This is a genomic window from Streptomyces sp. NPDC057565, from assembly GCF_042801455.1.
In the GTDB taxonomy this organism is placed as follows: domain Bacteria; phylum Actinomycetota; class Actinomycetes; order Streptomycetales; family Streptomycetaceae; genus Streptomyces; species Streptomyces yanii.
The window spans coordinates 199,904-209,144 of record NZ_JBHVFU010000011.1 but is presented as its reverse complement, the minus strand read 5'-3'; the positions used below and the strand labels follow the sequence as shown (position 1 = coordinate 209,144).

General features: G+C 69.3%; 7 protein-coding genes and 4 tRNA genes. 3 read left to right on the top strand and 8 right to left on the bottom strand.

Annotated elements, in window-relative coordinates:
• Positions 1-26 precede the first annotated feature (26 nt).
• The 5 genes from ACFU8W_RS22175 to ACFU8W_RS22155 all read right to left on the bottom strand — a co-directional run bounded on the left by ACFU8W_RS22175 (position 27) and on the right by ACFU8W_RS22155 (position 1,219).
• Positions 27-98 (bottom strand) — tRNA-Gln (locus tag ACFU8W_RS22175).
• A 12-nt stretch (positions 99-110) separates the two neighbouring features.
• Positions 111-183 (bottom strand) — tRNA-Glu (locus ACFU8W_RS22170).
• 60 nt (positions 184-243) lie between these two features.
• Positions 244-316: transfer RNA gene (locus ACFU8W_RS22165), tRNA-Glu, on the bottom strand.
• A gap of 24 nt (positions 317-340) precedes the next feature.
• A tRNA-Gln gene (locus ACFU8W_RS22160) sits at positions 341-412 on the bottom strand.
• 87 nt (positions 413-499) lie between these two features.
• Positions 500-1,219, bottom strand: a complete 720-nt coding sequence (locus ACFU8W_RS22155) for an HAD family hydrolase (protein WP_345510659.1) — start codon at positions 1,217-1,219, stop codon at positions 500-502.
• A gap of 85 nt (positions 1,220-1,304) precedes the next feature.
• Here ACFU8W_RS22155 and ACFU8W_RS22150 point away from each other — a divergent pair, with 85 nt between their 5' ends.
• Positions 1,305-1,805 (top strand): tetratricopeptide repeat protein, encoded by a 501-nt coding sequence (locus ACFU8W_RS22150; RefSeq protein ID WP_384039755.1) that lies wholly within the window; start codon positions 1,305-1,307, stop codon positions 1,803-1,805.
• Positions 1,806-1,870: 65 nt separating this feature from the next.
• Here the strand turns inward: ACFU8W_RS22150 and gltX are convergent, their stop codons facing one another.
• The 3 genes from gltX to ACFU8W_RS22135 all read right to left on the bottom strand — a co-directional run bounded on the left by gltX (position 1,871) and on the right by ACFU8W_RS22135 (position 4,437).
• Positions 1,871-3,382 carry a glutamate--tRNA ligase gene (gene gltX, locus ACFU8W_RS22145; protein ID WP_384039752.1) on the bottom strand — a complete coding sequence of 504 codons (1,512 nt, stop codon included), beginning with the start codon at positions 3,380-3,382 and terminating at the stop codon, positions 1,871-1,873.
• Positions 3,375-4,160: a fumarylacetoacetate hydrolase family protein gene (locus ACFU8W_RS22140; protein ID WP_384039749.1), complete on the bottom strand. Its 786-nt coding sequence runs from the start codon at positions 4,158-4,160 to the stop codon at positions 3,375-3,377. Before ACFU8W_RS22140 ends, gltX begins: the two co-directional genes overlap by 8 nt.
• A gap of 82 nt (positions 4,161-4,242) precedes the next feature.
• On the bottom strand, positions 4,243-4,437 hold the full coding sequence (locus ACFU8W_RS22135) for a hypothetical protein (protein WP_345510663.1): 195 nt from the start codon (positions 4,435-4,437) through the stop codon (positions 4,243-4,245).
• 579 nt (positions 4,438-5,016) lie between these two features.
• On the opposite strand from ACFU8W_RS22135, the gene ACFU8W_RS22130 reads away from it, so the two are divergent.
• Both ACFU8W_RS22130 and ACFU8W_RS22125 read left to right on the top strand, forming a co-directional pair.
• Entirely contained in the window at positions 5,017-8,709 is a 3,693-nt protein-coding gene (locus tag ACFU8W_RS22130; protein ID WP_384039746.1) for a nitrate- and nitrite sensing domain-containing protein, read from the top strand.
• Positions 8,710-9,132: a roadblock/LC7 domain-containing protein gene (locus ACFU8W_RS22125; protein WP_003966009.1), complete on the top strand. Its 423-nt coding sequence runs from the start codon at positions 8,710-8,712 to the stop codon at positions 9,130-9,132. It abuts the gene before it with no gap.
• Positions 9,133-9,241 lie beyond the last annotated feature (109 nt).

Here is a 9,241-nt window from a genome sequence, read left to right as displayed (position 1 = left end):
GCGTATTGTACAGATGAAGATCTGCGCTGGGCTACCAGGACTCGAACCTAGAATGACGGTACCAGAAACCGTAGTGTTGCCAATTACACCATAGCCCATGGTGAAACCCGTACCCCCGACCGGATTCGAACCGGCGCTACTGCCGTGAGAGGGCAGCGTGCTAGGCCGCTACACAACGGGGGCCCTAGCGATCCTGCATCGAAATCGTGGGTGCGACCCAGATGATCTCGCGGGAAGGATCTGTACCCCCGACCGGATTCGAACCGGCGCTACTGCCGTGAGAGGGCAGCGTGCTAGGCCGCTACACAACGGGGGCGTATTGTACAGATGAAGATCTGCGCTGGGCTACCAGGACTCGAACCTAGAATGACGGTACCAGAAACCGTAGTGTTGCCAATTACACCATAGCCCACCAAAACTCAACCCCCAGAGGGGATTTTGTTCGGCTTGCGCTTCCCGACCGGATCTTCCGGCCCGCTCGGGCGGCGCAGAAAGAACATTACCCGAAGGTGTCCGGCGCTCCAAAACGGGTATCGCCCACCAGTAGTCCGGGGAGCTGATCGAGACCGGTGATGCGCTCCAGTTCGGGCCGTCCACCGCGCCCTTCCCGGTCCAGCCAGATCCCCTTCAGCCCCGCCGCCACCGCCCCGGCCGCGTCGATGTCCGGGTGGTCTCCGACGTACACGACGTCCTGCGGCTCCAGCCCGAGCGCTTCACAGGCGGCATGGAACGCGGCGGCCTCGGGCTTGGAGATGCCGAGCTCCACGGCACACACCACGGCCTCGAAACGGTCCCGCACCCCGAGGGTGCGCAGCTTGCGGTCCTGATTGACGATGCTGGAGTTCGACAGGACGGCCTGCCGGTAGCGGCCGGCCAGCACGTCCAGGACCGGCAGGGCGTCCGGGAAGAGCGACCAGGCGGCCTCGTAGTGAGCGAGGTGCCGGGCGAACCAGTCGTCGGCCTCCGCGTCCGTGAGCGGCCGTCCGAGGAACGAACGGACCCGGTCCCGGCGCTGCCCCTGGAAGTCGGTCTCCCCGGCGGCGAAACGCGCCCAGTGGACGTCGGTGATCGCCCGCCAGGCATCGAGGGCCTGAGTGGCGGAACCGTATCCGCCGGGCACGCCCTCGCTCTCCAGATGTTTCCGCAGGCCGACGCGGTCGGCGCCCGTGTAGTCGAAGATCGTGTCGTCGATGTCCCAGAGCACGGCTCGGATCGGCATACGGCCACGCTACCGCCCGCCCGGTGAGGGGGCCGGGCAATGCCCTGAGCCCCGCCCGCAACGCCCGACCTGTGACAATGCGTGCATGAATGAGCACGACAGGGACAGTCTGCTGGCCGAGGCCGTCGGGCTGCGCGAGCAGGGACAGGCGGAAGAGGCCAGGGAGCGGCTGCTGATGCTCGCCGCCGGGCATCCCGAGGACGCGGAAGTGGCGTACCAGACCGCCTGGGTCCACGACGTGCTGGGCCTGGAGGCCGAAGCCGTCCCCTTCTACGAACGCAGCTTGCGGGGCGCCGGGCTGTCGGAGGAGGACCGCCACGGTGCGCTGCTCGGGCTCGGCAGCACCTATCGGGTACTGGGGCAGTACGCAAAGGCCGTCGAGACGCTGCGACTTGGCGTCGCGGAGTTCCCCGGCGACGGCGCCCTGCAGTCCTTCCTCGCGATGGCCCTGTTCAACACCGAGCAGCATCACGAGGCCATGCAGATCCTGCTGAGGCTGCTGGCCACGACCAGCCAGGACGCGTATGTACAGCGGTACCGGCGGGCCATCGAGCACTACGCGCAGGACCTCGACGAGACCGTCTGAGGCATGCAGAAGGGGCGGTCACCGGTACGGACCGGTGACCGCCCCTTCGGGCGTACGGGAGTCGCTTACGCGGTCAGCTTCGCCCTTGCCGCGTCGATCCGGGCCAGGGACTTCTCGCGGCCCAGGATCTCCAGGGACTCGAAGAGCGGCAGACCGATCGTGCGGCCGGTGACGGCGACGCGGACCGGGGCCTGGGCCTTGCCGAGCTTCAGGCCGTGCTCCTCGCCCGCGGCGAGGATCGCGTTCTTCAGGGCCTCGGCGTTCCACTCGGCGTCGGCCAGCTTGGCGCGGGCCGTGGTCAGGAGGGCGTCGGAGCCCTCCTTCATCGCCTTGCTCCAGGACGCCTCGTCCTCGACCGGCTCGTCGAGGAAGAGGAAGTCGACGTTGGCCGTGATGTCCGAGAGGACGGTGACGCGGGTCTGCGCATACGGGGCGATGGCCTCGAACTGCGCGGCGTCGAAGGCCTCCGGGGCCCACGGGGCGAAGGGCGCCTTCAGCCAGGGGCCGCACGCCTCGGTGAAGGTCTTCACGTCGAGCATGCGGATGTGCTCGGCGTTGATGTGCTCGCACTTCTTCAGGTCGAAGCGCGCCGGGTTGGCGTTCACGTCCTTGATGTCGAACGCGGCCACCATCTCCTCGATGGAGAAGATGTCGCGGTCCTCGGCGATCGACCAGCCGAGCAGCGAGAGGTAGTTGAGCAGCCCCTCGGGGAGGAAGCCGCGCTCACGGTAGAGGTTGAGCGAGGCCTGCGGGTCACGCTTGGAGAGCTTCTTGTTGCCCTCGCCCATGACGTACGGGAGGTGGCCGAACGCGGGGGTGCCCTTGGCGATGCCGAGCTCGATCAGCGCCTTGTAGAGCGCGAGCTGGCGCGGCGTGGAGGAGAGCAGGTCCTCGCCGCGCAGGACGTGGGTGATCTCCATCAGCGCGTCGTCGACCGGGTTGACGAGCGTGTAGAGCGGCGCGCCGTTGGCCCGGACGATGCCGTAGTCCGGCACGTTCTCCGGCTGGAAGGTCAGCTCGCCGCGGACCAGGTCCGTGAAGGTGAGCGCCTCGTCGGGCATCCGGAAGCGGACGATGGACGTCCGGCCCTCGGCCTCGTACGCGGCGATCTGCTCGGCGCTCAGGTCGCGGCAGTGACCGTCGTAGCCGGACGGCTTGCCGGCGGCGCGGGCGGCGTCGCGGCGGGCGTCGAGCTCCTCGGTGGTGCAGTAGCAGTGGTACGCGTAACCGCCGGCCAGGAGCCTCTCGGCGACATCCTTGTAGATGTCCATGCGCTGCGACTGCCGGTACGGGGCGTGCGGGCCGCCGACCTCGGGACCCTCGTCCCAGTCGAAGCCGAGCCAGCGCATCGAGTCGAGCAGCTGGTTGTACGAGTCCTCGGAGTCGCGCGCCGCATCCGTGTCCTCGATGCGGAAGACCAGCGTGCCGCCGTGGTGTCGGGCGAACGCCCAGTTGAACAGGGCGGTGCGGACCAGGCCCACGTGGGGGTTGCCGGTCGGGGAGGGACAGAAACGTACGCGGGGGGGTACCCCGTGCTCGAGCGAAGCCGAGAGATTGGGGGAGTTCGTGTTAGCCACGCTTGATCACCTTGTTGGTGAGAGTGCCGATGCCTTCGATGGTGACGGCGACCTCGTCGCCGATGTGCAGGGGCCCGACCCCTGCCGGGGTGCCGGTGAGGATCACGTCGCCCGGGAGCAGCGTCATCGCCTCCGTGATGTGGACGACCAGGTCCTCGATGGAGCGGATCATTTCGCTCGTACGGCCCAGTTGGCGTTGCTCGCCGTTGACCGTGGTCTGGATGGCGAGGTCGCTGGGGTCGAGGTCGGTCTCCACCCAGGGGCCGAGCGGGCAGGACGTGTCGAAGCCCTTGGCCCGGGCCCACTGCTTCTCACGCCTCTGGGCATCGCGGGCGGTGACGTCGTTGGCGCAGGTGTAGCCGAAGATGACGTCCTTGACTCGCTCACGCGGCACTTCGCGGCACATACGGCCGATGACGACGGCCAGCTCGGCCTCGTAGTGCACTTCGTTGGAGAAGGAGGGGTACTCGATGGCGTCCCCGGAGCCGATCACCGAGGTGGTGGGCTTGAAGAAGGCGACCGGTACGTCCGGGACCTCGTTGCCGAGTTCGGCGGCGTGCTCCGCGTAGTTGCGGCCGATGGCCACGACCTTGTTGGGGAGCACGGGCGGCAGCAGCCGGACCTTGCTCAGCGGGACCTTGGTGCCGGAGAGCTCGAAGTCGGCGTACGGAATGCCCTTGATGATGTCGAGGACGAGGTCACCGGAGCCGACGGTGCCGTCGCCCTCGACCGCGCCGAAGGCGACATTGCCGTCGATGGAGAACCTGGCGATGCGCACGGGATGCTGTCGCCCCTCACTTGCTGGCTGGCTGAAGACTGACGCTCCAGGCTAACGCGGGTGAGGGGGACAACCGCGCCCATTACCCGGCGGTCGAGGCGGCCGCTGCCGCCGGGGCCACCATGAGGACGGTGCGACGCGGGTTGGCCGTCTGTGCGGGCAGGTCGACTGCGTGCTCCGGCTGCTCCGGCGTCTGCAGCGCTTCGGCGTCCTTGAGGTGCGCCAGCGTGGTGCGCCGGGGGTTGGCAATGTTGCGGAACATCATCGTCGTCTTCATCTGCCGTTCGGACCCTGTCGGTACGGGCGCCGCCCGGAGGGGCGCCGGTTGTCGGATTTGCCATCCCTGTAAAGCGTCAGGCTAAACATCCAATTCCCTCCGGGCCCCCGGAAGAGAGGGCGATCATCATGTGAGTTTGCTCACGAACGCGTTGACAATTACGTCATTTCGGGCGGTCGATCAAGGTCGAGGAAACGGACATTGCATCACTGAATGAACCATTCCGCTCCCGATCATCTCGACTGGGACACTCCCCACTCCCGCCTGTTTCACCCTTTGATGCCCCCTTTGACCCTGAAAGCTCTCCACATTTCGTGACGCATCCATTACAATGTGTCACCCAGGTCACGGCCCGGTACGCGGGCCTTGTTGGAGATCCGGCACTGTGCTGGAATTCCACGCACCGCCGCGGGTTTCAGGCCGGCGCGCAGGGGGCGCAACGCAGCGCCGAGTGGCGGCGGGAAGGGGAAGAGCGCCGGTCACTCACGACCACCATGGGGCGGGTACGACGCCCCACGACGCCGACACCGTCCCACCCGCCCACGCGGAGGGACGCCTGGTCCAGAGGTTGCGACGCTAGTGCAGGGACGTTTCAAGAGGGATGGCAGCGCTGCGGCGGAACAGGAGCCGCGCGGCGGGACCGACCGCGGTTCCTCGCCCCAGCACGCCCAGAACCCCGGACCGGCCGCGGCCGGCGACAACGGCGACCGCGCTCCGCGCTCAGGTGCCACGGCGAACAGCGGAACCGACCCGGTCGCCCCGCTCCAGCCCCGGGGGCCCGTCAGCACGGGTTCGCGCATGGCTCTGCGCAACTGGCGCATCAGTACGCGCCTGGTCTCCCTGCTCGCTCTTCCGGTAGTCGCCGCGACCACCCTGGGTGGTCTGCGCATCAACGACTCCATGAACGACATCCAGCAGCTGGACCACATGCAGCTGCTCACCCAGATGACCAAGCAGGCGACCCAGCTCGCTGGAAAGCTCCAGGAGGAGCGCGACAAGTCGGCGGGTCCGCTGTCCAACGGCGTGAAGGCCAGCGACTTCAAGGTCTCCGACTCGCGCAAGAACACCGACCGGGCGAAGACCGCCTTCCTGCAGGCGACGAACGAGATCGGCGACACCGAGGGCGACGACGCCCTGAAGTCGATCCAGGCGAGCGTCAGCCAGATCGCCAATCAGCTCGGTCGGATCCGCGACATCCGCAAGACGGCGTACGAGGAGGGCAGCCCGAGCCTCCAGACCGTCGACCAGTACAGCCAGCTGATCAACTCGCTGCTGAGCCTCTCGCAGGACATGGCGCAGGCGACCAGCAACCCCGAGATGATCAAGCGGACCCGTGCCCTGGCGGCCTTCTCCTCCGCCAAGGAGTACGCGTCGGTCCAGCGGGCGATCATCGCCGCGGCGCTGCCCGGCGGGGGCGGCAGCCTGAAGGGATCGCATCTCGACGAGAACGACCAGCAGTTCGGCAAGGCCGCCCTCAGCAAGGAGTCGTCGGCCATGGAGTCGTTCAAGGCGGCCTACGCGGCGACCGGTCAGAACGCCGACCAGCTGACGGCGACGCTGGAGACCGGCAACCCGGAGATCAAGGCCGCCAACACCTACGCCAAGAAGGTGCTCGAGACTCCCAACGGCATGGCGGGAGCGGATGCGCGTTCGTACCTCGACTGGTACGAACAGAGCTCCACCAAGATCCAGACGATGAAGACCATCGAGGCAACCCTCCTCGGCGAGATGGAGGGCAAGGCCCGCGAGCTCCGCGACGAGTCGAAGCGCGAAGCCATCATCAGCGGTGCGCTCATCCTGCTCGTGCTCGGTGTCTCCCTGGTCGGCGCCTTCGTCGTCGCCCGGTCCATGATCCGCTCGCTGCGGCGACTGCAGGACACCGCGACCCGGGTCGCCCAGGACCGGCTGCCGGAACTCGTCAAGCAGCTCTCCGAGTCGGACCCGCAGGACGTCGACACCTCCGTCGAGTCGGTCGGTGTGCACTCCCGGGACGAGATCGGCCAGGTGGCCTCGGCCTTCGACGACGTGCACCGCGAGGCCGTCCGCCTCGCCGCCGAACAGGCCCTCCTGCGGGGCAACGTCAACGCGATGTTCACCAACCTCTCGCGGCGTTCGCAGGGTCTCATCCAGCGTCAGCTCTCGCTCATCTCCGAGCTGGAGTCGCGCGAGGCCGACCCGGACCAGCTGTCCTCGCTCTTCAAGCTCGACCACCTCGCGACCCGTATGCGCCGTAACGGCGAGAACCTCCTCGTCCTCGCGGGCGAGGAACCGGGCCGTCGGTGGACCCGCCCCGTCCCGCTGGTCGACGTGCTCCGTGCCGCCGCCTCCGAGGTGGAGCAGTACGAGCGCATCGAACTGGCCGCGGTGCCCGCCACCGAGGTGGCCGGCCGCGTGGTCAACGACCTCGTGCACCTGCTCGCCGAGCTGCTGGAGAACGCCACGTCATTCTCCTCGCCGCAGACGAAGGTCCGGGTCACCGGTCACGCACTGCCCGACGGCCGGGTGCTGGTGGAGATCCACGACACCGGCATCGGCCTCTCCCCCGAGGACCTCGCGGCGATCAACGAGCGGCTCGCGTCGCCGCCCACCGTCGACGTCTCGGTCTCCCGCCGCATGGGTCTGTTCGTGGTCGGCCGGCTGTCCCTGCGTCACGGCATCCGGATTCAGCTGCGGCCGTCCGACTCCGGTGGCACGACCGCACTGGTCATGCTCCCCGTCGATGTCGCGCACGGCGGCAAGCAGCCGGCCGCGAAGCAGGCACCGGGTCAGCAGCAGTCCGCCCCGGGCGGTCTGCTCGCCGGCGGCAACGGCAACGGTGCGAGCCTCGGCGGCGCTCCGGCCGCCCCGGCGCGCGGTCTCGGCACGGCTCCCGGTGGACAGCGCGGGCAGGTCGGTGCGGGCTCCGGTCCGCGGGCGGCGCTGCCGTCGCGCGACAACGGTCCCCGCCAGCAGCCGAACCAGCAGCCTCAGCACGGCCAGCAGGGCCAGCAGAACGCCGGTTTCCAGAGTGCCGGGCTGTCGCACACCGGCCCTCAGGACACGTCCCGGCAGGAGCCGCCGCGTCAGGGCGGCGGGCTCTCCGGCGCCTTCGGCGGCGGTGCCCGGCTCGGCGCCCGCGGCGACCAGGGCGATTCCGGTCGTACGGAGTCGGGTCAGGCCAACCTGTTCGGTCAGAACCGGCCGGGGCAGCCCGGCCAGCAGAACGGTCCGGGTGACCGGCAGGCCCCGCAGCAGCCGCGGTACAACGCTCCCGACGGCCAGGACGTCTTCCAGCGGCCCGGCGGTCCGGGCAACCCCGGCCGTCAGCTGCCGCCCGTCGGCGGTCCGCGTGCCGAGCTGCCCGGTGGCAACCCGCAGCCGCAGCGCCCGCAGACCACCAGCTGGGGCACCGAGGACCCGTCAGTCCCGCGGCGTACTCCGCTCGACACCCCGCGCGGTCACGAGGAGCCCGAGTCCACCGGCCAGTTCCAGCGGCCGATGAATCCGTCCATGGACCGGCGCCCGCCGATCGACGACCGGCAGGGGCCCGGCTCCACCGCCGAGTTCGCCCGCCCGGACTTCTCGGCCCCGGCACCGCAGCACCAGGACCCCGCGAGCACCGCGCAGTTCGCCCGCCCGGACTTCGGTGTCCCGCAGTCCTCCCAGGATCAGGGGGTGCCCGGGTCGCGTCAGCGCGGCCGGGACGCCGAGGACTTCGGCGCGCCGCGTCCGGCCGCCGCTCCCGCCCCCGAGGCGCAGTACCGCCCGGTGCTGCCGTCCCAGCCCCAGCCCGAGGCATTGCCTCCGGCCGGTCCCGGGGACGGTCGTACGCCGCTGTACGACACGCTGGAGACGAACTGGTTCCACGGCCCGCAGCAGGGCGGCCAGCAGCCGCCCGCCGAGCCGCAGGCGCCGGGCGCCCCTCAGCAGTCCGCCCCTGAGCGTTCCGCTCCCCCCATGCCGCGCCGCGGCGCGGGCGACACCGGCACCACCAGTTCCTGGCGTGCCTCGCCGAACGACGAACTCGTACGGCAGGCGGAGCGGGCCAAGAAGCCCGCAGCAGGCGGAATCACCACTTCCGGACTGCCTCGCCGGGTGCCGCGTGCCAATCTGGTGCCGGGCACTGCCCAGCAGCAGAACCACCAATCCGGTCCTCAGGTTTCGCGTGCGCCCGATGACGTGCGCGGGCGCCTGACCAATCTCCGCCGGGGTATCCAGCAGGGTCGGCAGGCCAACAACGGCCAGTCGACCGGCAGTTTCCCACTCGGCCCCACTCACCAGCAGGAGCGTTAGTTGAGCCCGATGAGTCAGGCCGCGCAGAATCTGAACTGGTTGATCACCAACTTCGTGGACAACACCCCTGGGGTGTCCCACACGGTGGTGGTCTCCGCAGACGGCCTGCTGCTGGCGATGTCCGAAGGATTCCCGCGCGACCGCGCCGACCAGTTGGCGGCGGTCGCCTCCGGGCTCACCTCGCTGACCGCGGGCGCCTCCCGGATCTTCGAGGGCGGCGCTGTCAGCCAGACCGTGGTCGAGATGGAACGCGGGTTCCTCTTCCTGATGTCCATCTCGGACGGCTCCTCACTGGCCGTGCTCGCCCACCCGGACGCCGACATCGGTCTGGTCGGGTACGAGATGGCCCTCCTGGTCGACCGCGCGGGAACGGTCCTCACCCCGGACCTCCGCGCCGAACTCCAGGGCAGCCTGCTCCACTAGGCGGCGATGAACCGGTGACCGACACGATTGCCCCAGGTACCGCACTCCAACCCTCGCCCGTCCGGCCGTTTCAGCCCCCCACCGGCCCCTTCAGACGGCAAGCCGACCC